The 23,101-nt window shown below is 44.7% G+C and carries 23 protein-coding genes; 13 read left to right on the top strand and 10 right to left on the bottom strand.

Going from position 1 to position 23,101, the window contains the following annotated elements:
- Positions 1-56 precede the first annotated feature (56 nt).
- The 5 genes from sapA to R7F07_RS09450 are packed head-to-tail and all read left to right on the top strand — an operon-like array spanning position 57 to position 5,295.
- Positions 57-1,676, top strand: coding sequence for an ABC transporter substrate-binding protein SapA (gene sapA, locus R7F07_RS09470; protein ID WP_017820870.1), 1,620 nt, complete (start codon positions 57-59; stop codon positions 1,674-1,676).
- Positions 1,676-2,638, top strand: coding sequence for an ABC transporter permease (locus R7F07_RS09465; RefSeq protein WP_005378122.1), 963 nt, complete (start codon positions 1,676-1,678; stop codon positions 2,636-2,638). The genes sapA and R7F07_RS09465 overlap by 1 nt, the downstream gene beginning before the upstream one ends.
- The gene (locus R7F07_RS09460) at positions 2,625-3,512 is read left to right on the top strand and encodes an ABC transporter permease subunit (protein ID WP_005378123.1); all 888 of its coding nucleotides are present in this window, start codon (positions 2,625-2,627) and stop codon (positions 3,510-3,512) included. Before R7F07_RS09465 ends, R7F07_RS09460 begins: the two co-directional genes overlap by 14 nt.
- A complete protein-coding gene (locus tag R7F07_RS09455; RefSeq protein WP_005378126.1) occupies positions 3,512-4,507 on the top strand; it encodes an oligopeptide/dipeptide ABC transporter ATP-binding protein in 996 nt (331 codons plus the stop codon). Before R7F07_RS09460 ends, R7F07_RS09455 begins: the two co-directional genes overlap by 1 nt.
- Positions 4,504-5,295 carry an ATP-binding cassette domain-containing protein gene (locus R7F07_RS09450; protein WP_005393308.1) on the top strand — a complete coding sequence of 264 codons (792 nt, stop codon included), beginning with the start codon at positions 4,504-4,506 and terminating at the stop codon, positions 5,293-5,295. The genes R7F07_RS09455 and R7F07_RS09450 overlap by 4 nt, the downstream gene beginning before the upstream one ends.
- Positions 5,296-5,377: 82 nt before the next feature.
- On the opposite strand, the gene R7F07_RS09445 is transcribed toward R7F07_RS09450, so the two are convergent.
- Positions 5,378-5,767: a DUF2750 domain-containing protein gene (locus R7F07_RS09445; protein ID WP_171342731.1), complete on the bottom strand. Its 390-nt coding sequence runs from the start codon at positions 5,765-5,767 to the stop codon at positions 5,378-5,380.
- 68 nt (positions 5,768-5,835) lie between these two features.
- Positions 5,836-6,741: a manganese-dependent inorganic pyrophosphatase gene (locus R7F07_RS09440; RefSeq protein ID WP_017634678.1), complete on the bottom strand. Its 906-nt coding sequence runs from the start codon at positions 6,739-6,741 to the stop codon at positions 5,836-5,838.
- A gap of 186 nt (positions 6,742-6,927) precedes the next feature.
- On the opposite strand from R7F07_RS09440, the gene R7F07_RS09435 reads away from it, so the two are divergent.
- A complete protein-coding gene (locus R7F07_RS09435) occupies positions 6,928-8,142 on the top strand; it encodes a putative manganese transporter (RefSeq protein WP_017820871.1) in 1,215 nt (404 codons plus the stop codon).
- A 78-nt stretch (positions 8,143-8,220) separates the two neighbouring features.
- Here R7F07_RS09435 and R7F07_RS09430 read toward each other — a convergent pair whose 3' ends face one another.
- The 4 genes from R7F07_RS09430 to torE all read right to left on the bottom strand — a co-directional run bounded on the left by R7F07_RS09430 (position 8,221) and on the right by torE (position 14,062).
- The gene (locus tag R7F07_RS09430) at positions 8,221-9,960 is read right to left on the bottom strand and encodes a glycoside hydrolase family 36 protein (protein WP_171342732.1); all 1,740 of its coding nucleotides are present in this window, start codon (positions 9,958-9,960) and stop codon (positions 8,221-8,223) included.
- 198 nt (positions 9,961-10,158) lie between these two features.
- A complete protein-coding gene (torA, locus tag R7F07_RS09425) occupies positions 10,159-12,621 on the bottom strand; it encodes a trimethylamine-N-oxide reductase TorA (protein ID WP_318110487.1) in 2,463 nt (820 codons plus the stop codon).
- A gap of 26 nt (positions 12,622-12,647) precedes the next feature.
- Positions 12,648-13,832 (bottom strand): pentaheme c-type cytochrome TorC, encoded by a 1,185-nt coding sequence (torC, locus tag R7F07_RS09420; protein ID WP_005378139.1) that lies wholly within the window; start codon positions 13,830-13,832, stop codon positions 12,648-12,650.
- Positions 13,833-13,882: 50 nt separating this feature from the next.
- Positions 13,883-14,062: a trimethylamine N-oxide reductase system protein TorE gene (torE, locus tag R7F07_RS09415; protein ID WP_005378141.1), complete on the bottom strand. Its 180-nt coding sequence runs from the start codon at positions 14,060-14,062 to the stop codon at positions 13,883-13,885.
- Positions 14,063-14,524: 462 nt separating this feature from the next.
- Here torE and R7F07_RS09410 point away from each other — a divergent pair, with 462 nt between their 5' ends.
- On the top strand, positions 14,525-15,337 hold the full coding sequence (locus R7F07_RS09410) for an ABC transporter permease (protein ID WP_054574026.1): 813 nt from the start codon (positions 14,525-14,527) through the stop codon (positions 15,335-15,337).
- A gap of 354 nt (positions 15,338-15,691) precedes the next feature.
- Entirely contained in the window at positions 15,692-15,829 is a 138-nt protein-coding gene (locus R7F07_RS09405) for a hypothetical protein (protein WP_005378145.1), read from the top strand.
- Positions 15,830-15,914: 85 nt separating this feature from the next.
- On the opposite strand, the gene focA is transcribed toward R7F07_RS09405, so the two are convergent.
- Positions 15,915-16,775 (bottom strand): formate transporter FocA, encoded by an 861-nt coding sequence (gene focA / locus R7F07_RS09400; RefSeq protein ID WP_005378146.1) that lies wholly within the window; start codon positions 16,773-16,775, stop codon positions 15,915-15,917.
- A gap of 299 nt (positions 16,776-17,074) precedes the next feature.
- Between focA and R7F07_RS09395 the strand changes: the two genes are divergently transcribed.
- Complete coding sequence (locus R7F07_RS09395) at positions 17,075-17,308, top strand: TIGR02647 family protein (protein WP_005378148.1); 234 nt, start codon at positions 17,075-17,077, stop codon at positions 17,306-17,308.
- 43 nt (positions 17,309-17,351) lie between these two features.
- Here the strand turns inward: R7F07_RS09395 and R7F07_RS09390 are convergent, their stop codons facing one another.
- Positions 17,352-17,798: a PACE efflux transporter gene (locus R7F07_RS09390; protein ID WP_005378150.1), complete on the bottom strand. Its 447-nt coding sequence runs from the start codon at positions 17,796-17,798 to the stop codon at positions 17,352-17,354.
- Positions 17,799-17,887: 89 nt separating this feature from the next.
- Between R7F07_RS09390 and R7F07_RS09385 the strand changes: the two genes are divergently transcribed.
- The 3 genes from R7F07_RS09385 to R7F07_RS09375 are packed head-to-tail and all read left to right on the top strand — an operon-like array spanning position 17,888 to position 20,247.
- Positions 17,888-18,766: a LysR family transcriptional regulator gene (locus tag R7F07_RS09385; protein WP_005378151.1), complete on the top strand. Its 879-nt coding sequence runs from the start codon at positions 17,888-17,890 to the stop codon at positions 18,764-18,766.
- An 18-nt stretch (positions 18,767-18,784) separates the two neighbouring features.
- A complete protein-coding gene (locus R7F07_RS09380) occupies positions 18,785-19,612 on the top strand; it encodes an NAD-dependent epimerase/dehydratase family protein (RefSeq protein ID WP_017634682.1) in 828 nt (275 codons plus the stop codon).
- The gene (locus R7F07_RS09375; RefSeq protein ID WP_017821723.1) at positions 19,609-20,247 is read left to right on the top strand and encodes a YdcF family protein; all 639 of its coding nucleotides are present in this window, start codon (positions 19,609-19,611) and stop codon (positions 20,245-20,247) included. The genes R7F07_RS09380 and R7F07_RS09375 overlap by 4 nt, the downstream gene beginning before the upstream one ends.
- Before the next feature lie 60 nt (positions 20,248-20,307).
- On the opposite strand, the gene R7F07_RS09370 is transcribed toward R7F07_RS09375, so the two are convergent.
- On the bottom strand, positions 20,308-20,886 hold the full coding sequence (locus R7F07_RS09370; RefSeq protein WP_132936565.1) for a thymidine kinase: 579 nt from the start codon (positions 20,884-20,886) through the stop codon (positions 20,308-20,310).
- Between the two features lie 87 nt (positions 20,887-20,973).
- Positions 20,974-22,356, bottom strand: a complete 1,383-nt coding sequence (gene cysS / locus R7F07_RS09365; protein WP_005378155.1) for a cysteine--tRNA ligase — start codon at positions 22,354-22,356, stop codon at positions 20,974-20,976.
- A 202-nt stretch (positions 22,357-22,558) separates the two neighbouring features.
- Here cysS and R7F07_RS09360 point away from each other — a divergent pair, with 202 nt between their 5' ends.
- Positions 22,559-23,053, top strand: a complete 495-nt coding sequence (locus tag R7F07_RS09360; protein WP_005378156.1) for a peptidylprolyl isomerase — start codon at positions 22,559-22,561, stop codon at positions 23,051-23,053.
- Positions 23,054-23,101 lie beyond the last annotated feature (48 nt).

Genomic DNA, 23,101 nt, shown 5'->3' with positions numbered 1-23,101 from the left:
GCTTTGAAAGAGTAAGATCAAACGAAACGAGCAAGATCCAATGAACATTTCATATTATGAATGCTTTTATAAGATTATCGCTGAGCCTTATTGGGATTAGCCTACTGACCGCTTGTGGCGATGAAATTGACCACAATGATATTCGCAAAGCTGGCTTTGTGTTTTGCGGACAAGGTAAGCCGACCACGTTTAACCCTCAGCTTATTGATAGCGGTATTACCGCAGAGGCTCTGAGCCCGCAGCTGTACGATACGCTGCTCACGCTCGATCCTAAATCACATCAGCCCGTGGCAAGCATCGCCGAGAGTTGGTCAGTAAATGAATCAGGGACGGAATACACGTTTAAGCTTAAACGTGGTGTTAAATTCCAAACCACGCCTTGGTTCACACCCACTCGCCCATTGAATGCAAAAGATGTGGTATTTAGCTTCAAGCGAATCATCGATGTAGACCATCCTTTTCACCAAGTAGGTGGTGGTTTTTATCCATGGTTTGCAGGGTTAGATTTTCAAAACCTACTCCAAGACGTGGTTGCAATAGATGAGCATACGGTAAGGTTTACGTTATCTCAGCCAAACTTTTCTTTCTTGGCCAATATTGCCACCAGCCATGCGGTTATCTTGTCTGCGGAGTATGGACAGCAATTGGCAGCAAAAGATCATAAAGAAGAAATCGACCAACTTCCTATCGGTACCGGCCCTTATCAATTAAAAGAGTACCAAGTGAACGATTTGATTCGATTAGAGCGTCATTCTAATTACTGGAAGTCACCAGCAAAAATGGAACAAGTGGTGTTCGATATCTCTCACAGAGGCACGGGTACATTAGCTAAACTTTTAAGAAACGAGTGTGACGTACTCTCTTCACCTATTTCGAGCCAAATACCTGTCATTCAAGAAAATGACAACCTTGAGCTGACGGCTACACCAGCTAACAACGTTTCCTTTATTGCGATAAACACAGAAACCACCGCGCTGAGTGATGCTCGAGTTCGCCAAGCTCTTAACTTAGCGATCAACCGTCAAAATATTTTAGATTCGGTTTACTACGGAACTGGCTCCCAAGCTTATACCTTGCTACCACCAAATTCATGGGCTTATCAAAAAGACAGCGTAAAAATTCGTTATGACCGGAATTATGCATTGGCACTACTTCGAGATGCAGGCTACGAAGACGGCCTAGAATTGACCATGTGGGTACCACTTGAACCACGTGCTTTTAACCCAAGCCCTCGCAAGACTGCGGAGTTAATCCAAGCGAATTTTGCCGATATTGGGGTTAAATTAACGCTACTGACCGATGATAGGTTTGAACGTGTGGATTTGGAGAACATCAACGATATCGATTTACTTTTAACAGGTTGGATTGGTGATACCGGGGATCCTGACAACTTTTTCCGCCCTTTATTATCTTGCGAGTCTGACCGCGTTGGCCTTAACGTGTCCATGTGGTGTAACGATGACTTCGATTTCTTGCTCGATTTGGCGTTAGAAACTCAAGAACCGCGTTACCGTTTGAACCTATATCGCCAAGCACAGAACATTTTGAATCAAGAGTTCCCGGTTATTCCTCTGGCGCATGGCGTGCAGTTCCGTGTGCACGACAAATCGCTGACAGGCTTCAAATCAAGCCCTTTCAATGCCCAACCGTTTGATAGAGTTGAGAGAATTCACTGATGTTTTGGTATACCGTTCGACGCTTTAACCTATTTATCATCACTTTGATGATCCTTACATTAGTGGGTTTTTCTCTGCTTCGCCTTGACCCTCTCTCGCACTGGGCAAACGTTGATTTTTGGTCTGGTTGGCAAACTTACTTAATCAACCTTTCTCAGCTTGATTTTGGCATAAGTAAAAACGGCAACGCGATTTATGACGAGCTCGCCGTCGTATTCCCTGCCACTTTGGAACTGTGCTTTTTTGCCTTTTTGGTGTCCCTTTTGATCGGTATTCCACTTGGAACCGTGGCTGGGATGAAGCAAGGTAAATGGCTCGACACCAGCATTTCATTCATGTCGATGTCTGGTTATTCCGCCCCAATTTTTTGGGTGGCTCTGTTACTTATCATGGTTTTTTCATTAGAGTACCAACTCTTTCCCGTGGCAGGACGATATGACCTGCTTTACGAAATTGATCATGTAACCGGATTTGCCATTATCGACGCATTCATGGCGAAAGGTGAATACCGCGCTCACGCACTGCAAAGCGTCATTGAGCATATGGTGCTGCCATGTTTGGTGCTTGCTTTGGCTCCAACCACCCAGGTTGTCGGACTAATGCGCTCCTCGGTAGCGGAAGTGATGAGCCAAAACTACATCCGTGCAGCGAGAATCAAAGGTCTTTCTAACCGCGAAATCGTAACTCAACATGTATTGCGGAATGCGATACCGCCTATCATTCCCAAGGTTGGTGTTCAACTTTCGAGTATGATTACCTTAGCTATCATCACGGAGTCTATTTTTAACTGGCCAGGTATTGGTCGTTGGCTTTTAGATGCGCTAGCAAGCCAAGACTATGCATCTATCCAAGCTGGCGTGATGGTACTTGCGACTTTGGTTCTTACCGCTAACATACTCTCGGATTTGATTGGCGCGATGATTAACCCTTTAGTTCGAAAGGAATGGTATGCTAACAAATAACGTTTATCAGGAAGAGCGCATTCCAACACAGTTTGAGCGTTTTTGGCGAAGCTACCGCGCCAACGGACTAGCCATGTTTGGCTTGTGGTGCTTGGTGTTTATCGTCCTTATTACCATTTTTGCCCCCCTACTTGCACCATTTGACGCCCAAGCACAGTCAGGTGAGTTGCTTGTGCCGCCATCATGGGCTCCAGCAGGAACGGTTGATTACTTTTTGGGGACCGATGACTTAGGTAGAGATATTCTTTCGCGCCTGATTATGGGCTCTCAGCTGACATTTGGCGCTGCTGTCGCCATCACCGCAATTGCTGCCGTTGTAGGCTGTTTAATTGGCGTATTGGCAGGTATGACGAAAGGCTTACTGTCGAGTACTCTCAACCACTTGCTCGATACCGTCATGTCGATCCCGTCGCTCTTATTAGCAATCATTTTTGTGGCATTTCTAGGCTTTGGTGGGTTCAATATTTTACTCGCAATCTGCTTGGCTTTGATTCCGCGTTTTATTCGCTCCGTTTATATCGCAGTCCACACCGAAGTTGAAAAAGACTACATAATGGCAGCACGCCTTGATGGCGCTAATGATTTCTACTTACTGTGGAGTTCAATTCTTCCTAACATTCTGACGGTCATTGCCGCTGAAATCACACTCGCGCTCTCTGCTGCGATTTTAGATATTACGGCACTGGGTTTTCTTGGCCTAGGCGCACAGGCACCAAGCACCGAGTGGGGAGCAATATTAGGTGACTCTGTCGAGCTTATTTATATTGCACCTTGGACAGTGACCCTACCCGGCCTGACCATCATGTTTACTGTTATTACCCTAAACTTAGTAGGTGAAGGTGTACGTCAAGCGCTTAATGCGGGGATCGAATAATGCCGTTGTTAGATATTCGACATTTGACCATTGAGATCGAAACACCTCAAGGGTTGGTCAAAGCCGTTGACCGAATGAGCCTAACTTTGAACGAAGGCGAAATTCGTGGTCTTGTAGGTGAGTCTGGCTCTGGAAAAAGCTTAGTTGCAAAAGCGATTGTCGGTGTGAGTAAAGATAACTGGCGCATCACCGCTGACCGTATGCGCCTTGGCAATATTGACTTGCTTCAGCTTACGCCAAAAGAGCGTCGGCGCGTCATTGCTCGTGATATTGCGATGATTTTCCAAGAGCCTTCAACTTGTCTTGACCCTTCAGAGGAAGTCGGGCGTCAATTGATTGAATCCATTCCATCTCGCGCATTTGAAGGGAAATGGTGGGAGCGATTTAAATGGCGTAAAAAACAGGCCATCGCGCTTTTGCATAAAGTGGGTATTAAAGATCACAAGCGTTTAATGGGTAGCTACCCTTATGAACTGACTGATGGTGAGTGTCAAAAGGTCATGATTGCCATGGCGATTGCGACCAAACCTAAATTGCTGATAGCAGATGAACCAACCAACGACTTAGACCCGATTACCCAATCGCAAATTTTGCGTCTGTTGAGCCGCATGAACCAACTTAATAACACAACCATTCTGCTTATCGGCCACGACTTAGCGACCATAACACAGTGGGCAGGACGTATTACGGTAATGTATTGTGGTCAGTCGGTGGAGTCTGCCGATACCAGTAAAATCATTGCGGCACCCAAGCACCCGTACACCGATGCCTTGCTTAAAGCGATGCCTGACTTTAATGATTGGGTACCACACAAGCAAAAACTCCAATCCCTACCGGGCTCGATTCCGCCATTGCAGCATCTGCCTATCGGTTGTCGCCTCGGACCACGTTGCCCATATGCGCAGAAACAATGTGTAGAAATTCCACACACCAGACGAATTAAGAATCATAAATTTAACTGCCACTTTCCATTGAACACGGAGAAAAAGTCATGAGTGCGTTACTTGAAGTCGATAATTTATCGAAGCAATTTGTTACGCGCTCCCGTCTGTTCAAACGTCAGGTTAATGAGGCAGTTAAACCGGTAAGCTTTACTTTAGAGCCAGGACAAACTATTGGTTTTATTGGTCAAAACGGGTCAGGAAAATCCACACTAGCTCGTATGCTTGCTGGCGTTGTTGAACCAAGCTCCGGAGAGATCCGTGTGAATGGCGAACGATTGGAGCACAAAGATTACGCGACACGCTGCAAGCTCATCCGCATGATTTTCCAAGATCCAAACACATCGTTAAACCCACGAATCCAGATTGGTCGTATTTTAGAAGGTCCGCTAAAGCGAAATACCAACATGCCGCCAGATGCGCGCATGCAGCGTGTAAAGAACACCCTGCTCCGCGTAGGATTGCTGCCTGAGCACGCCTATTTTTATCCACAAATGCTAGCTGCCGGTCAAAAACAGCGCGTGTGTTTGGCTCGTGCACTTATTCTTCAACCTTCCATCATTGTCGCTGATGAGGCGTTAAACGGTTTGGATATGGCAATGCGCTCGCAGATCATTAACTTATTCCTCGAGTTGCAAGAAGAGATGGGATTGTCATTTGTGTACGTGTCTCAGCATATTGGCATTGTTAAGCATATTACTGATAAAGTGATGGTGATGCATGAAGGTGAAGTGGTCGAGTTTGGCGAGACCAACCAAGTATTGACTCATCCCGAGCATCCTATTACTCAACGACTAGTCGAAAGCCACTTTTATAAAGCGCCAAGCCATCAAACAAAATAGCTTATCAAAGATGTAATCGTGCAAATGTAAAGAAGCCTGCTTTAACGCAGGCTTCTTTATTGCATGGGTACTAATCAAAAAACTAACGGCGGCTCGCTTGTTTGCGCAGTTCAAAATCAAACTCGTCAGGAAACAATACGACCCCTTCTTCATTTTGATTTGGGAATACAACAATCGATAGCTCGTCATCCTCTAGACCAGAGGTCCAACGGCTGTGCCAATTGTTTAAAGAGATCGCCTCAGGCTCGCAATCTTCCCAATCACCATTCGCCCATTGCAAAGCAAATTCTTCGTTTGGCCATACTGGTACACAATCATCATCTTCTGTATTTAACATGACACAGCCATGTTCGTCTTTCAGAATCCAAACCTTACGATTCGCCACAATCTCTTTTACGCAGTACTTTAAACGTTGCTCTTCGTTGTAGCGATTAATGGTATCCATCTGCTCTTGGGTCAGTTGCTCAGACATATTCGTCTCCTATTTCCCATAGAAAAATGCCCGCAGCTAGGCGGGCATTTAAAGTATATGCTAGAAAATTAAGCTAGCTCAGTTTGAAGCCAAGGCCAACCTTGCTTCTTACGGCTTAGCGTGTTTTCCATCATTAGCATGCCGTCTTTTTCGTGCTTAACAAGCTTCTCAGCCCACTCACCTTTGTATAGAAGACGAGTTTGAGCAGTCGTGATGTCTGTTAGCATTACAGCAGCGAACGCTAGGTTATCTTTCTCACAACGAGATTCTAGGTCTGCTTCTAGTGCTTCGATCATACCGTCAACTTGCTCAAGAGTTGCAAGTTCAACCTGACCAACCACTACGTCACGACCGTTGAATGGGTAACCTTTAAGGTCTTTCTCAACAAGCTCAGCCGCTGATAGACCTTCGATGTTTGTTTTAGCAATTAGAAGATCTTTAGTGAACGCGTCAACATCTTGTACGTCTGCGATTGCCGCTAGTTCAGCAACGGCATCTTTGTCTTTTTGTGTACAAGTTGGAGAAGCAAAACCTACTGTGTCAGATAGAATTGCTGACATCATTAGCTTAGCAATTTGTGGAGTAATCGCGTGACCTTCAATCTTGAACATGTTGAATAGAACAGTGTTGGTACAACCAACAGGCCAGATCCATGCTTCCATTGGGTTTACTGTCATCACGTCACCTAGACGGTGGTGGTCAACAATACCCGCAATTTCAGCTTCTGCGATATCGTCTGGTGCTTGTGCTAGATCTGAGTAATCTACTAGCCAAACGGTCTCACCCGCAACTGATGTGCGAAGCTCAGGAACTTCAGCGCCAGCAACTTCTAGGATGTGCTGAGTTTCACGGTTGATTTCGCCTTGGCGAATTGGCATAGCTTCAACGCCACGCGCTTTTAGAAGTTCAGTTGCAACGAGTGCACTACAAATACTGTCACTGTCTGGGTTCTTATGACCTACAACTAGAATCATGTTTCTTCCTATTCAAGTCAATTTTATACGCCGCCTAATACAGTTAATTAGGGCGTGTTTGCTCACAAAGGCCGATACTTTACCTGATTTCAGAGAGTTTGACACGAAGAAAAGTTCACAATGCTATTGCGAATAAATCTCATTTACATATAATGATAATTATTCCTATTTGCATTTGAGTAAACGATGAACGCGACCCAATTATTACACTCTGCACAACAGTTGTTTCAGCCTACTCAGTTTCGTTTAGCTTATAAGCGATTGCTGATCCCTATCGTCATGCTCATTTTGCTAGGCAATGAAAATACACGTGACGTAGCCGTACAGACGCTATCCGACTCATTCTGGGCGGTGTCATGCTATGTTGCTGCCACATTGGCTATTTATCATTATCTTTCAAACTTTATGTCGAAAACCAATCGAATTACCGAGCTATATCATCGCTCGCGTAATCATCAGGTTTTCTTTGCTTCTTTGTTGGGTGCTTTGCCTGGCTGTGGTGGCGCTATTGTTGTGACAACGCAATTTATTAGTGGCCGAGTAGGATTTGGTGCGATTGTCGCGGTACTTACTTCAACAATGGGTGACGCTGCCTTTTTACTTCTGGCCGCCAAACCAAGTGTTGGATTAGGCGTGGTTGGATTAGGCATTATCGTGGGTACTCTTTCAGGGTTAGTCGTTAATGCTTTTCATGCTGATAACTTTCTGCGACCAGAACCAAAAGAAGCACCTCAGACACATGCTTGTTGCCAACACCAGACAGACCGACACACACCCCTTGAACAACGTGCAATCAATCTACAAGGCGCATTTTGGAAATGGCTTATTGTGCCTGCTAGTGTCGTTGCTGTGTTAATGTCTTTCCAAATCGATATTAATCAGCTGTTGTCTTTGCAGGCCAATACCATTGAATGGCTGGGCGCTATCTTCGCGGTGATCACAATGTCGTTGTGGGCTATGACAAAAGAGCTCGGCGATTATCAGTCAACGGTCTCTGAAGATGAAAAAATCGTGGACTCACACCCGATTCAAAAAGCAGCACAAGATACGAATTTCGTCAGTGCTTGGGTGATCGTGGCGTTTCTGGCGTTTGAACTGACGACCTATTTTTCTGGACTCGACCTTGTAGAAACCTTTTCTCATTGGGGAATTTGGATGCCATTAGCTGGCCTAGCCATTGGTATGTTGCCTGGTTGTGGACCGCAAATTTTAGTCACTAGCCTATACATTTCTGGTGCAGCGCCACTTTCTGCGCAACTGGCCAATGCGATTTCTAACGATGGTGACGCCCTATTCCCCGCTATTGCAATGGCACCGAAAGCTGCTTTGGTCGCGACTATTTACTCGTCCATTCCTGCGTTTATTGTTGGATACGGGTATTACTTTTTATTCGAGTTCTAACGCTCAGAGCATCAAACGAGAAAGGAGCCGCAATAGGCTCCTTTCTTGATCTTGGTATTAGGCGATTTACTTCACGTTTTATGCTGTAACGATCGCTTTCGCATTGAGCCCTTTATCCACGCTCACCATTAACAACTGGCAAGGTTCTTGGTTTAGCTTTTCCCCTGTCCAGTAATCATACCAGTCCACCGGTTGATCAGACGTCAGCGTAAATTCCATCGCTCCGTAACTCGCATAATTAAACAAACAATGGAGGTCATTCTTCGTCGTTAGTTTTAAAAACGCGTGATTTAAACTCAAAGCGGTAAACTTTGCAGATTGCTGGTTACGTTGTTGACGTAACATGAGCTTAGACAGTGTCTTCTTAGCAAACGGCGTAATCTCAGGGAGCGGGTCACCAGACAGCAGCAAACCACCACTCGCTAATAACACCGTGCGATGAAATTCATACTCTTCTCTGGATGCAGATTGATTAGCTAATGAAGTGAACGTGGCGCAATCCGGGTCAATTTGCCACAATTTTCGATGCTGCCAACTACGGTAAAAGGTTTCTTTGGCTATCTGTTCGAATCGACGACTATGACGCTCTACATCGTCAGAAACACGCATTGCATCCACAAGCCCCAGAGATGGCCACATTGGCGCGTTGCAACCTAAAAGCCACGCATCACCAGCGCCTTTGGCAATCGCTTCCATTCCTAAGCGATACGCCTCAACGCCTGTAATACCAGATTGTTTACGAACACCTTTTAAGGTGCCCCAATAGTTCGCGTCTAGCTTGAACAACTCAACGCCCCACTCTTGTCTCATGACAGAGACTACATTCGTCAGATGGTCTTGTACTTCTGGGTTTGAGGTATCGAGTATGTACCAAGGCGTGCATCGCCAACCACCGTATGTGACATCTTCTGCTTTAAGTAAGCCACCATCCTTGTGACGCACAAACCAATCTGGATGCTGTTTGAAGATCTCCGACTCAGGCTGTGCAATGAAAGGCGCCATCCAAATTGCCGGCTTTTTTCCTTTTGCACGGATATTATGAATGAGCTCTTTTACGCCACCAGAAAACTTATCTGATGGGGTTAACCAATCGCCCATAAAGGCTTGATAGCCATCATCCAGAAGTACCCACTCTAGGTCTTCGAGCTTATCTTTCATACAATCTACGTTCTGCATGATGTTTTGCTCTGTCACGTCTGCGTAGTACGCGTACCACGAACACCAACCAACAGGCGCATCTTGTGTCACACCTTGGCGAACAGGATGATGCTCTGCAATCATCTCGCCATAGGTTTGATAAAGCTCGGACAGCGATTGACCGCAGAGTACCGCCACGGACTCAAGTTGATTACTTTCCCAATCCGCCACTTGAGTCAACTCACCATCAATTGCGGCTGATAAAACCCAATGCCCATCACGCAGCACAACATCAAAATAGCCTGCAAAGCGATGACATGATGTGAAGCCAAATAATGTGTAGCCCGCTGAACCTTCCACCACTAAATAGTTGTAATAACGCTTAGGGGCATCTTTAGGGTAGATTCGATAAGAAGGATTATTGTCTGGGCAGCGACCAATATCAACGGGGTGATTGATCGTTCCCGCCGTTTGCGCCAACATTTGAAAACCATCCCCAATTACGTTGGCCTCGTGCTCGTACAAAAACGGCATTTCGAATAACACTTCACGGTCGGTAAAGGTTTTATTGTGAAGACCGGCAAAAGAAAAATGTAATTGATTACCCTTGACTTCAACTTGGAAGTCATTGTTATTCACAGTGATCTCAGTGTGATTTGCTAATTGAATGCTCTGAGCCATAAAGAGTCTACTCACTTAATTATTATTGTTTAGCTTGGCGCATTATCTCCTGCTTGTCTCACCCAATTCGTTACCATCATCACGAATACCAGTCTTGTTTAACGTTATGAAGTTACTATTGAGACAACGCTCACTGAAATTTTGATAAAAAAATACCAGCCCTGAGGCTGGTATTTCGATTTATGCAAACTGCACTAATTAAGCAACTTCGATCGGACCACCAAATGAAGTGACTGGCGGCACTTTACCTGTGAACTTCTCGAAGTCTACGATACATGTGTTCGCAGAAGTCGCCTGTGCAAGCTCAGAAGAACCGATGTCTTGCGTTAGCGTGTTAGGATCACCGTAGGTACAGATTGCGCCCTCTTTCTCGTTTAGAGGACCGTACCATGCACCTTCTTCGATACGAATAACGCCACGTGGGTAGCTGTCAGTCAAAACAGCACCAGCTAACAGCTGACCACGACCGTTGAATACACGTACCAAATCACCATCTTTGATGCCTTTTGCTTTGGCATCCGCTGGGTTGATGTAAACCGGCTCACGACCTTGTACCGCGTAAGTCGCGCGGAACTCTTCAGACTCACACATCTGAGAGTGAAGACGCTTATCAGGGTGGCAAGACTGCAACCAGAATGGGTATTTATCTGAACCAGGACCACCGTGTGAACGCTCTGATTTTTCGAACCACATTGGGTGCTCTTGACAGTGTTCGTAACCGTAACGGCCGATCTTACGAGACGTGATCTCGATGAAGCCAGACGGCGTACCTAGTGGATTCAGCTCAGGGTCTTTACGGAAGTCCGCATGACGAATCCAAGGTTTACCTTCACCGAAGTCTAGTACGCTCTTCTCCCAGAACTCGTTGAATTCTGGCATTTCAAACTTACCTTCGTTCGCTTTTTTACAATCGTTGTAAAGGCTTTCGATCCATTCCATCTCGCTCATACCACGAGTGTATTCTTCGCGGCGACCAAAACGCTGAGTGAGTTCACTCATGATTTGGAAATCAGGCTTAGATTGGAACAATGGATCAACGAGGCGATGCATCGCAATCAGACCTTTGTTCGAGTATGAACCGTATACGTCGATGTCGTTACGTTCCCATTGCGTACACGCCGGTAGAACGATATCTGAGAAACGACATGTCGCAGTCCAAGCAAACTCGATCGTTACAACCGTTTGAAGTTTGCGGAACGCTTTCTTCATGCGGTTACGATCTTGATGGTGGTGCCATGGGTTACAACCCGAGATAACCATCATCTTGAAGTCTGGCAGTTTCACTTTACCGCCGTTGTAGTTGATCTCTTTGCCAGGTTCTAGCAGACAGTCGATCCAACGTGCAACTGGGATAGTACGACTGTAACCGTTAAAGTCGTTGTTGTCCCACTTCGGTTTCATACCTTGGTCAAGGTTACGAGGGAAACCACCAGGGCCCGCGAAACCAGTAGAAGGCACACCGATACTTGAGTAATGGTGACCGTAAGAGATACCACCGCCAGGTAGACCGATTTGACCAACCATTGCAGCAACCACAGCCGCTGCCCAGTATGGCTGCTCACCGTGCTCTTGACGCTGGATACACCAACCCATCAGGATCTGTGTACGACCGCTGACTAGCATGCGTGCGAATTCACGGATCTTGTCCGCTTTCACACCACAAATCGCTGCTGCCCATTCAGGCGTCTTCTCTACTTTGTCTTTTGTCTTACCTTGAACGTATTGAATGAACTCTTCAAAGCCGAGACAGTAAGTATCAATGAATTTCTTATCGTACAGGTTTTCGTTGTACAACACGTGTGCCACAGCGAGCATGAACGCTACGTCTGTCAGCGGGTTGATGTACAAGTGATCGTTCTCTAAGTAGCGCTGAGTTTTGTTCTTCACTGGGTCTACAGATAGAACGTTGATCTCACCTTTCGCCACTTTTTCTTTTAGTTGTGCAAGGTACTTAAACGACTCATGCGTTTCACAGTTCCAACCTACTTGAAGGTTTTTCACTGGGTCGTTAGCCCAAAGAACGATGTTGTCAGAGTTTTCTAGGATCTCAGACCAAGACGTACCTTGTGCGTACACTTCGGTTGAACCTAGCACGTACGGCATAATGGTTTGACCTGCACCCGTCGAGTAGTCACCTACTTTAGTGATGAAGTTGCCATGCATACCTACTGCACGTTGCATGTGCGCAGTACAGTTGTTAAATGAACCCGTTTGGTTCCAACCTGTTTGACCTGCATGCAGCGCCCATGGGCCGTAGTCTTTTTGAATACGTTCTAGCTCACGGTAGAACAAGTCTAGCGCTTCATCCCAAGTTACTCGGATGAAACGGTTGTTACCGCGAGTATCCGCGCTGTATTTATGTTTCTTCAACCAATCTAGACGAACCATTGGGTAACGAACACGTGAAGGGCTGTAGATAATACCCTTAATGCCGTTCAACATTTCTGTTGGGTTTTTGTCTAGCTCTAGCGGCTTGATCTCTTGAACTTTACCCGCGTAGATGTGGGCGCGGAACGCGCCCCAATGAGAACCGGTTACTTTCCAAGTACCTGTCGTCTCAACGGCATTTGCAGAGGCGGACGCCAATAAGCTAGGACCAATTACTGACGCTGCACTTGTGGTTGCTACACCTTTAAGAAAACTTCTTCGTGTAATAGCCATTTAAAATTACTCCAATCCGACGCTTATTAGTGGTGACCTTCAGCATAATCTGAAGAGTGTTTCTGTAGATACTTCAAGATCAGTGCTTCACTGTCTGTATCTAGGTTAACGAACGCCAACATACCGTCGAACATACCTGGCCAGGTGTTCGCGTCGAAGTGCGCTTCCGCAGGTTGAGTGTGACATACAGAACAATTGGTCTTGTAGGCTTCACGAGATTTTTCCCAAACAGGATTGATGTCGTTCAGCATAGACTCTTTCTTAATCCATACTTTCGCCGCTACTTTTTCCCAAGGAAGGCCTGTTAACTCATCCACTTTTTTCTCACCAGTCGTCACAATGTTGCTGTCTGTTGCTGCTTCTTTCATCAGAGACGCAGTCGCAATGTTCTTACCGAAGTCTTCTTGAATTACACGACCAAAACCTTTTGCTTTGCGCCAACCGTCAATTTCGATCTCAACAAACTCGCCTTTGTCTTCAAGAACTTTAACGGTCGATGCAGGATTAAGAAGACCAGCTTCTTTACTGCCTTGCGCATCAAAGTAAATTGGTAGGTGACGAACGCTCACGAGTTGCTGACCAACGCCGTAATCAGTGTTAGAAGTCATACCCTCTAGATCACCCACGATACCGCCAATGCTGTCCATGCCTGCTGGTAGGTTGTGCGCAATACCCTTGTGACAGTCAACACAGCTTTGATCTTTCTCAGCGGCTTGCTTCATTTGGATACGAGCCGTAGGAGACATTTGCTCGAAATCCATCGATTCGTAGTTGTGACAGTTTTTACACTCCAGAGATTTGTTTGCCGAGAAACGATCCCATTCGTGTTTAGCAAGTTCGATACGACGCTCTTCGAACACACCCGGTTCGTCGTAGTTGCCAAATACTTGTGCAAATACTTCTTTAGAAGCTTGCATCTTACGAGCGATCTTATCTGTCCAGTTATGTGGAACGTGACAATCAGGACAGGTAGCACGAACACCAGAGTGGTTTTTCCAGTGCACCGTTTCTTGTAGCTCAACGTACACGTTGTCACGCATTGTGTGACAACTAATACAGAATTCTTCTGTGTTGGTTGCTTCTAGAGCGGTGTTAAAGCCACCCCAAAAGATAACACCAGCAATAAAGCCGCCCATAGTCAGCACACCTAGGCTGATATGTACAGCTGGGCGCGTCATGGTACGCCACAGTTTAATGATTAATGATTTCATTATTTGCTCTCTTAAAATCTTTTCAAAAGTGTGGTTATGAGCTTACTGGCTTACATGCCGTGCGCGCCTGGAGGCCCAAAGAAGAAGACTTGCAACATCCAAACGATGAACCCGTAGCCGCCAACAAAGGCCACACTCAGAATTGGGAAGAGAACAACTGCAATGAAGAGGAACGACTTCCACTCCAGGGAGCGTTTTTCACCACTCTCAATTTTATTAACATCACTCATACATTTGCCTATTTTGTATCTAGTGTTATTGAAAAGCCCGCGTAACCAAGCTTAAGTTTTTTACAATCTCTAATGGAAAATGTTAGACCATACTAATAGTAGGGTTCAATCAAATAAGCGACCTCAGACCTTGTAATTCAACACTTTTTTGAGCTCATCCAGAGATATGATGGATTGATGTTATTTATTAAAAAACATGAACAGATGTGACAAAATAAGTCTTTTAAGGAGTTGTTAAATAACCAACATTTAATAAACATCGATCACATTTAAATCGTAATTACCATGCCATAAATCGACTTAAAAACTCCGAAAAAGATAACCACTTGTAAACAGAATGCTGCGTATTAATGTCTAAAATAGCACTCAAGGTTTACTTTAAGAACAGCAAAAAGTGCACATAGTGGTTCATATAAAGGGGAGGCTTAGATACAATTATTCGCGTATTTTCAAGGAGCGATTATGGATAACGTGGTGGATATAAGCTGGGTCAAACTGGCACTGTTTGGTTTGATTTTATTGGTCCCCTTCTTTATCAATGCCCGCTACAAATTAGGGATAGCAAAAGACACCATAATCAGTGTTATCCGAATGACACTTCAGCTCATATTGATTGGCGTGTATTTAGAATATCTTTTTCAATTAAACAGCTTACTTGTCAATATACTTTGGCTTGCCATCATGCTACTGATTGGTGCCAGCTCAATTGCGGGAAAAGCTCGCTTACCTAAAAAGCCACTTATGCTTCCGCTACTAACGGGCCTTACCTGTGGTCTAATACCACTTCTGATAGCAATTACAGCAGGCTTAGTGCAACCATCCCCTATTTACAATGCGCAGTACATGATCCCACTTGCTGGTATGTTATTGGGTAACAGCTTGAGTAGTAATATCATCGCTCTTCAGAATTTGTTTACGGCTTTTGAGCAGAGACAAGCAGAATATGAGGCTGCAATCTCACTTGGAGCCTCTCCTCGCTACGCATCCTTCCCCTTCATTCAGGATGCTCTTAGAAAGTCCCTTGCCCCGACTTTAGCTTCTATGGCCACTACAGGGCTGGTTACCTTACCGGGTATGATGACCGGTCAAATTCTAGGTGGCGCGAGCCCGATGGTTGCGATTAAATACCAGTTAGTAATTATGCTGGCTATTTTCGTCATGTTGAGTGCCTCCGTAACCATAACGTTAGAAATGACATTGCGCTGGGTACAAACCAAAGAAGGCCGAATCAAGATAAAAATCGAGCAACCCGAATCGACCAAAACTCACGGTTAGTTGGCGCTTGTGGGTAAAGCCCGTTAAACAACTCATGTTGCCAAGTCGAACGTACTTATAACTGAATAACTCAACTATTCTTCGAGCACTCATCAAGACGCTTTCAGATGAAAAGTCAGGCAGAATTCTTTTTGATATAAGCCTCTAATTTTATGAAATTTTCTTTGCAAGTTTAGATACGCACGACCTTTGATACAGGTTATCCACAGAAAATGTGGATAAGCCCCCAAAACCCATACGCAACCAGAAACATAGCAACATAAGTGATCAATCGAATCGTCATGCATTGATCACGTGACTGACATGTTCTAATTTTATAGTAAAGGCAGTGACCACAAACTTGGAGAGACGTACATGGATGTCTTAATGATCAAAGAAAATTACGATGAACTCCTGTCCGATGCACCTCTGGATTGGCTCGTTCAAGAACCAAAGGAAGTAACTTCTCATTGGCTCCCAACCGATTTTGGCATCAACGAAGAGTTGATTTAGCATGACTCGACTTATTTGACATTTGCAGAGACAAATAAAAAGAAAGGCGAACCATCTGGTTCGCCTTTCTTGTGATCTTCTAAACTTATCGCAAATGGTTATCTTCATCGCGTAGATAAATCATCCAATACCACATGCCAACAAATACGCCACCACCAATAATGTTTCCTATCGTAACAGGAATTAGGTTGTTTACGATGAACCCCATCATGTTTAAGTCCGCGTAGTTTGCAATATCTGCCCCTGTCATTTGCCAAAACGCTTCTGGCGCAAAGTACTTAATACCAATCGCCATAGGTACTTGGAACATGTTCGCAATACAGTGCTCAAAACCTGCCGACACGAACATAGCCACAGGCAAAATCATGACCGCTATTTTATCTGTCAATGTTCGCCCACTAAACGTCATCCAAACTGCAATACAAACTAATACGTTACACATAATGCCAAGCGCAACAGCAGCAAAGAAACCATGATGTAATTTGTGTTGGGAGATCGCCATCGCGTTAAGACCAACTTGGCCATGATCAAACATATATTGCTTGGTAACTAGCATACAGGCCACGAGCAAAATGGCCCCAACCATATTGCCAAAGTAAACCACCAACCAGTTTTTGATAAGTGCTTGCCAAGAGATTTTTCCACTCGCACGCGCAACTAGTGTTAGCACAGAGCTAGTGAAAAGCTCGCCGCCAGTAACCACCACCAAAATCAAACCAAGGCTAAATGCCAGACCACCAATGAGTCGTGTAATGCCCCAAGGCAGCTCGCCTGCGCCTGTCGTTACTGTGGTATAGAAGATGAAAGCAATACCAATATGAAGCCCCGCAGAAATGGCGAGCAGAAAAGATTTGATTGGAGCTTTCGTTGCTTTGCCTACCCCCACTTCAGCCGCGCGTTCCGCAGCTTGTGGCGGTAATAGTGAGTCAAACTGATTAAAGTTCATTCTGGTGTAACATTTAGAAACATTTAAAGAGGCGCGGATAATCGCTCTATTTCGCTATTTTTTCAAGTGCTATTTGGCGTGTTTACTAAAATCGTTGTTATTGGGAGATCAAGCAATAAATAGCGCCTATCATTCGCTACCGTAAGTATCATTGATACTTAACAAGTATTCGGCCTTTCGAACAAAGATCCTGCGTTATATCAGCCTGATAGCGCCATACTTAACACTTCTTGTCGTTGAATGTTGCCCAACGCTACTTTTCAGACTAGCTTGGTAAAAAAAGCGCAAAGGAATCATTTATGAAATATTCAGCTGAACATATCGCCGAATTGAATCTACTTCTTCAGTTCGACCTAAGTAGTGCTGCAACTGGTATTAAAGTTCATACAGACGCGTCAGAAGAAATGCAGGCAGCCGTTGCTCGTCTATATGAGAAGCAACTTTGTACACAGCCTGACGGTGGTTATCTAACAGACGAAGGCATTGAAGTTGCAGAACATGCAGATAAGATTTTAAGAGTTTTGTCTGTGTAATTTGAACAAAAAACGCCACCGAACTCGGTGGCGTTTTTTAGTCCTATATTTTTCCTGTCGATGCCTGCGGCAATAATCGCTTTTTCATTTTGCTAAATGGTTGAACCTTGTCATACAACCAGTTAAAACCAGTAGCATAAAATAGGAAGAAAACGAGGAAGCCGGCTTCCAGCATCAGAGCTTGAAGAAGCGTAATTTCTAAGAACCAGGCAATCACAGGTAGAGAGATAAAGATCAATCCTCCCTCGAAACCAACAGTGTGTCCAAGCCGCATCGCTAAACTTCGCTCAGCTCGATTGCCACCAAACCACTTATCAAAGTACAAGTTGTAGATGTAGTTCCATATCACGGTATACATGCTCAACCCGACCCCAACCAACGCAAGATCACTAGAGCCCTTTCCAGTGATCAATGAAGCCGCTGGTACAATAATCGCGAGTGCGATTAACTCAAAAAGTACTGCATGAAAAATTCGTTCGTTACGAGTCATATTTCTCTGTCCAAATAGTTCTACTCAATGCTTAGAATTTTATCTATTATTTAGATAACCAAAAGTTAGATACCATCGGTTTAAGCGATATGTTTACCATCGAACAACTGCAAGCTTTTATTGCTACATCAGAAGCAGGATCATTTTCAGGAGCAGCTAGAAAACTGGGGCGAGCTCAATCTGTAGTGAGCCAGCACATCATGAATATGGAGATCGACTGTGGCGTTGAGCTTTTTGATCGATCAGGCAGGTACCCTAAATTAACTGAGAATGGCCTCGCGCTCGTACCTTATGCACAAGCAACAATCAGCCAACTCGACCGCCTAAACAATAGGGCATCGCAGCTCTTTTCCACGCCAACGAACAAATTAGTCTTAGCTATTGATGAAGGGATTCCTCTGACTCGCTTGCCGGATGTGCTAAAGAAGTTAGAGCAACGCTTTCCACACTTACAAGTTGAATGCTTAACGGCATCAAGCCCTGATATCATTGAATTGGTTAAGTCGGAACGCGCCACGACTGGGATTATTTTGAGTGATTTACAAATGCCAAGGCACATCGATTTCACCAATCTTGGCAATATTGCATTTGATGTCTATGTCTCTTCAACACATCCTTTAGCAAAGCAGCAAATCACTCACATTGATCAACTAAAACAACATCGTCAATTGGTCATACGATCCAAAAGTGCAGAGCCATGTGGTCTCAATCAAGCATTTAGCCCAGATATCTGGTACGCTGATAACTACTATATTTTGTTGGAATTGGCGAATAAAGGGTTTGGTTGGTGCTTTCTACCACAGCATTTAGTCGCGTATTCACCTAATACATTAAAAAAAGTTGGGGATGATTTCACAAAACTGGCTTGGCAAGTCAATGTTGACCTTATTCAGCACCAGAAATGGCATTCAGATCCCCTCCATCAACAAGCCAAAGCAGAACTGCTCAACCTATTCGGGCAGACATAAGTAAGTAGGAAGACCCAAATGGCAAATACATTGATCGTAGGTGCAGGCTGGCTCGGAACTCCGCTAGCAGAAACATTGATGAAAGATGGACACTATGTTGTTGTCACTCGTCGTAGCCAAACTCGATTAAAAGAGTTACCCACCTCATTAACTCACTCCGCATTGTTCGATTTCAATCAATTGAACGCCACAGCACGGCTAGATGAGCTGCTCAAACAGCATCAAATTACGCACGTTATCGGTGCTTTTCCTCCAGGATTTCGTAAAGGACGCGGTCAAGAATATGCACAGCAATGGCAAATACTTGCCAACGCAGCTAAGCAAAACAACGTTGAAAAACTTCTCATGATCAGCTCTACAACGGTTTACCCTAACCTTGCTTCCGATATGGAAGAAGCTGACGCGTCAATCTCTTTAGCAGCCGAAAGCCCTTATTTCTCTGACAATGCACGTATTATGCTTCAAGCAGAGCAGCATGTTATCGACTCGAATATTAGCTTTGTTATTCTACGTTGTAGCGGATTAATCGGGCCAGATAGACACCCATCTCGCTTTGCAGCAAGGCTTCAACAAGTTAGTCGTAAAGCACCAGCTAATATGCTTCATCAAGATGATGCTGTCTCGGCTGCGAAATTTGCCTTAGGCAATTTAAGCAACCAAGTCATTAATGTTACGACACCTCATACTGTCAGCAAGGCTGAGTTCTACCAAGCTGCCATAAACAAAATCGGAAGTGAGATACCTCTTCCACCCGTCACAGAGCAAGCTGACAAGCGTATTCTTGCTGACAAACTACTCTCACTTGGTTATCGATTTCACTTCAATTCAACTTTGGATGCGCTATGAGACTCTATAGACATATAGAAACGCTTTGGGATTACATGCAACTTAAACATGAACTGAAGCCTGCGGACTGTTTGTTTGTGATGTGCAGTAATGATGTGCGTGTAGCGGAGCACGCTGCCAAGCTCTACCACCAAAAGTTGGCACCTTTGATTGTATTTTCAGGGGGTGAAGGTCGCTTCACAGATGGACTGTTTGAAAAAAGCGAAGCAGAAACCTTTGCCGAGATTGCAAAGTTGTCGGGCGTTCCAAGCAAAGCAATTTTGCTCGAGACTAAATCCACAAACAGCGGAGAAAACGTCCGCTTTACTGAGCAACGATTAAAAGAGGAAGGAAAACAATGTTCCTCGTTTATTCTGGTACAAAAACCGTTTATGGAGCGTAGAGCAATCGCGACATTTGAAAAACAGTGGCAGTCACCCTACACTCAGCTCCAAGTAAGCTCTGCGGCTCTTCCATTTTTTGAATACATTAATGAAGACATGCCATTAATGATGGTGCTAGAAGCACTAATGGAAGATTTCTCTCGCGTAAAAAGCTATCCAGAGAAAGGATTTCAAACCGAGCAGAACATCCCTCAGCAAGTCGAATCTTCTTACCAGGTTTTACTCGAGCGGTTTGGTTTTGACTTAGTCTAACTTTTTCTAACCGACAACAAAAAGCCACCAAGTTCGGTGGCTTTTATGTATCAATACGGCTTATTTACCGAGCGCTTCTTTGTAATGTTGGCGGCATACGGAGACATACTTATCGTTACCGCCGATCGCAACTTGATCGCCTTCTTTAATTGCCACGCCGTGTTCATCGGTACGAATAACCATATTCGCTTTGCGGCCGCAATGGCAGATTGTTTTGAGCTCAACCAGCTTGTCTGCCCAAGATAATAGATACTTACTGCCTTCAAAAAGTTCGCCTAGAAAATCGGTGCGAAGGCCGTAACACAATACTGGAATATGCAACTTATCAACAACTTCAGTAAGTTGATAAACTTGTTCTTTCGACAAGAACTGACACTCATCAACAAGAATACAGTGACGTTTTTCAACCTCATTCAGAGCTGCGATCTCCTGATACAAATTGGTACCCTGACGAAATAAATGTGCGTCAGATTGAAGACCAATACGAGAGCTCACTTTACCGACACCAAAACGATCATCTAGCGCAGCCGTAAAAATAACTGGCGTCATGCCGCGTTCTTGATAGTTGAAAGAGGATTGAAGAAGCGTTGTTGATTTACCCGCATTCATTGCTGAGTAATAGAAATACATCTGAGCCACAGAGCATTACCTAAAGTTAAAGTTTTAATTTATGGAAATGGAAAATAAAAGGGCTGAATTATCAGCCCTTTAAAAATGAAAATTCAATTACTTACGACGCCACGTTGTGCCTTCTGGACCATCTTCCAGAACAATGCCCATTTCGGTCAGCTTGTCACGAGCCATATCTGCATTCGCCCAATCTTTCGCAGCGCGAGAATCATTACGCAGCTTGATCAGAGCTTCGATTTCAGCCACTTCATCATCGTTACCCGCATCACCTTTTAGGAAGGCTTCAGGATCTTGGTGAAGAATACCGATCACGTCAGCTAGTTCACGCATTAGCGCACCGAGTTCGCTCGCTTTCTCTAGGTTTTCTGTCTTCAGGCGGTTAACTTCGCGCGCCATGTCGAACAGAACTGAGTACGCTTCTGGTGTGTTGAAGTCATCGTTCATCGCTGCAGTGAAGCGAGATACGTATTCTTCACCACCAGCAGGCGCCGCGTTTAGGTCTAAACCACGTAGAGATGTGTACAGGCGCTCAAGCGAAGCACGTGCTTGGTTTAGGTTATCTTCGCTGTAGTTTAACTGGCTACGGTAGTGACCAGACATTAGGAAGTAACGCACTGTTTCAGCATCGTAGTGACCAAGAACGTCACGGATAGTAAAGAAGTTACCTAGAGATTTAGACATCTTCTCACGGTCTACCATTACCATGCCGCTGTGCATCCATGTGTTCACGTATTGTGTATCGTGTGCACAGCATGATTGCGCGATTTCATTTTCATGGTGTGGGAACTGAAGGTCAGAACCGCCGCCGTGAATGTCGAAGTGGTTACCTAGGATTGAAGAGTTCATTGCTGAACACTCAATGTGCCAACCTGGACGACCAGGACCCCATGGTGACTCCCACGTTGGTTCACCCGGCTTAGACATCTTCCAAAGTACAAAGTCTAGAGGGCTGCGTTTTGCTGTTTCGATATCAACGCGCGCGCCAGCTTGAAGCTGATCAAGGTCTTGCTTAGAAAGCTTGCCGTATTCGTTGAACTTACCCACTTCAAACATTACGTCACCGTTATCTGCAACGTATGCAAAACCGCGCTCGATTAGCTTCTCAACCAATTCGATGATTTCAGCAATAAACTGTGTCGCACGAGGTTCAACGTCCGGACGTTTCATGTTCAGAGCATCAAAATCAGCGTGCATTTCACCAATCAAACGCTCAGTCAATGAATCGCAAGACTCACCATTTTCTGCGGCACGTTTGATGATCTTATCGTCGATATCTGTGATGTTACGTACAAACGTCAGATCATAGCCCAAGTAGCGAAGGTAACGTGATACAACGTCAAAAGAGACGAAAGTACGACCGTGACCAATGTGACAGAGATCGTAGATGGTAACTCCACAGACATACATACCGACTTTGCCAGCTGTAATTGGTTTGAATTCCTCTTTCTGTCTTGTGAGTGTGTTATATATCTTTAACATGATCTCTATCTATGATTGTGAATGAATAAAAGAAGATGAGTATATCAACTCCAACCTAGTTAGGTAATAGCAATTAACCGATAAAACGATAATCGGCTAAACTTCAAGCACAAAACGAAGAATTTCCTCTTCCTGAGTTTTTAAAGCACTAGAACTTAGGCTAGAATCTCGGGCTCAACACAACACAGTAAAGGAAAGTAGCATGATCACCCTTCACACTAATTTTGGTGACATCAAGATTCAACTAAACGAAGAGAAAGCGCCAGAGACAAGCGCAAACTTCCTTCAGTACTGCCGCGACGGTTTCTACGACAACACGCTTTTCCACCGTGTTATTGACGGCTTCATGATCCAAGGTGGTGGTATGGAGTCTGGTCTACGTGAAAAAGCGACTCGTGCACCTATCAAGAACGAAGCAAACAACGGCCTAAGCAACAAAGTGGGTACACTTGCTATGGCACGTACTATGGAGCCGCATTCAGCAAGCTCTCAGTTCTTCATCAACGTAAACAACAACACATTCCTAGACTTCCGTAGCGAAAGCCTAGACGGTTGGGGTTACTGTGTGTTCGGTGAAGTAATCGAAGGCATGGACATCGTAAATAAGATCAAAGGCGTTAGCACTGGTTCTTACGGCATGCACCAAGACGTACCTCTAGAAGACGTAGTAATCACTGGTACAACAATTGAAGAGTAATTCTTAGGAATTATTTTTAAAAGATAAGTTAATGGGGAGGCATAGCTT

The sequence above is a fragment of the Vibrio sp. YT-16 genome (assembly GCF_033337405.1).
Taxonomy (GTDB): Bacteria; Pseudomonadota; Gammaproteobacteria; order Enterobacterales; family Vibrionaceae; genus Vibrio; species Vibrio alginolyticus.
Note: the sequence above shows the minus strand (reverse complement) of the source record. Positions and strands in the feature narration are given on the sequence as shown.

What these genes read in the sequence shown, in the direction of transcription:
- sapA (WP_017820870.1), top strand. Translation starts at nt 57, where the DNA reads ATGAATGCTTTTATAAGATTATCGCTGAGCCTTATTGGGATTAGCCTA.
- R7F07_RS09465 (WP_005378122.1), top strand. Translation starts at nt 1,676, where the DNA reads ATGTTTTGGTATACCGTTCGACGCTTTAACCTATTTATCATCACTTTG.
- R7F07_RS09460 (WP_005378123.1), top strand. Translation starts at nt 2,625, where the DNA reads ATGCTAACAAATAACGTTTATCAGGAAGAGCGCATTCCAACACAGTTT.
- R7F07_RS09455 (WP_005378126.1), top strand. Translation starts at nt 3,512, where the DNA reads ATGCCGTTGTTAGATATTCGACATTTGACCATTGAGATCGAAACACCT.
- R7F07_RS09450 (WP_005393308.1), top strand. Translation starts at nt 4,504, where the DNA reads ATGAGTGCGTTACTTGAAGTCGATAATTTATCGAAGCAATTTGTTACG.
- R7F07_RS09445 (WP_171342731.1), bottom strand. Translation starts at nt 5,767, where the DNA reads ATGTCTGAGCAACTGACCCAAGAGCAGATGGATACCATTAATCGCTAC.
- R7F07_RS09440 (WP_017634678.1), bottom strand. Translation starts at nt 6,741, where the DNA reads ATGATTCTAGTTGTAGGTCATAAGAACCCAGACAGTGACAGTATTTGT.
- R7F07_RS09435 (WP_017820871.1), top strand. Translation starts at nt 6,928, where the DNA reads ATGAACGCGACCCAATTATTACACTCTGCACAACAGTTGTTTCAGCCT.
- R7F07_RS09430 (WP_171342732.1), bottom strand. Translation starts at nt 9,960, where the DNA reads ATGGCTCAGAGCATTCAATTAGCAAATCACACTGAGATCACTGTGAAT.
- torA (WP_318110487.1), bottom strand. Translation starts at nt 12,621, where the DNA reads ATGGCTATTACACGAAGAAGTTTTCTTAAAGGTGTAGCAACCACAAGT.
- torC (WP_005378139.1), bottom strand. Translation starts at nt 13,832, where the DNA reads ATGAAATCATTAATCATTAAACTGTGGCGTACCATGACGCGCCCAGCT.
- torE (WP_005378141.1), bottom strand. Translation starts at nt 14,062, where the DNA reads ATGAGTGATGTTAATAAAATTGAGAGTGGTGAAAAACGCTCCCTGGAG.
- R7F07_RS09410 (WP_054574026.1), top strand. Translation starts at nt 14,525, where the DNA reads ATGGATAACGTGGTGGATATAAGCTGGGTCAAACTGGCACTGTTTGGT.
- R7F07_RS09405 (WP_005378145.1), top strand. Translation starts at nt 15,692, where the DNA reads ATGGATGTCTTAATGATCAAAGAAAATTACGATGAACTCCTGTCCGAT.
- focA (WP_005378146.1), bottom strand. Translation starts at nt 16,775, where the DNA reads ATGAACTTTAATCAGTTTGACTCACTATTACCGCCACAAGCTGCGGAA.
- R7F07_RS09395 (WP_005378148.1), top strand. Translation starts at nt 17,075, where the DNA reads ATGAAATATTCAGCTGAACATATCGCCGAATTGAATCTACTTCTTCAG.
- R7F07_RS09390 (WP_005378150.1), bottom strand. Translation starts at nt 17,798, where the DNA reads ATGACTCGTAACGAACGAATTTTTCATGCAGTACTTTTTGAGTTAATC.
- R7F07_RS09385 (WP_005378151.1), top strand. Translation starts at nt 17,888, where the DNA reads ATGTTTACCATCGAACAACTGCAAGCTTTTATTGCTACATCAGAAGCA.
- R7F07_RS09380 (WP_017634682.1), top strand. Translation starts at nt 18,785, where the DNA reads ATGGCAAATACATTGATCGTAGGTGCAGGCTGGCTCGGAACTCCGCTA.
- R7F07_RS09375 (WP_017821723.1), top strand. Translation starts at nt 19,609, where the DNA reads ATGAGACTCTATAGACATATAGAAACGCTTTGGGATTACATGCAACTT.
- cysS (WP_005378155.1), bottom strand. Translation starts at nt 22,356, where the DNA reads ATGTTAAAGATATATAACACACTCACAAGACAGAAAGAGGAATTCAAA.
- R7F07_RS09360 (WP_005378156.1), top strand. Translation starts at nt 22,559, where the DNA reads ATGATCACCCTTCACACTAATTTTGGTGACATCAAGATTCAACTAAAC.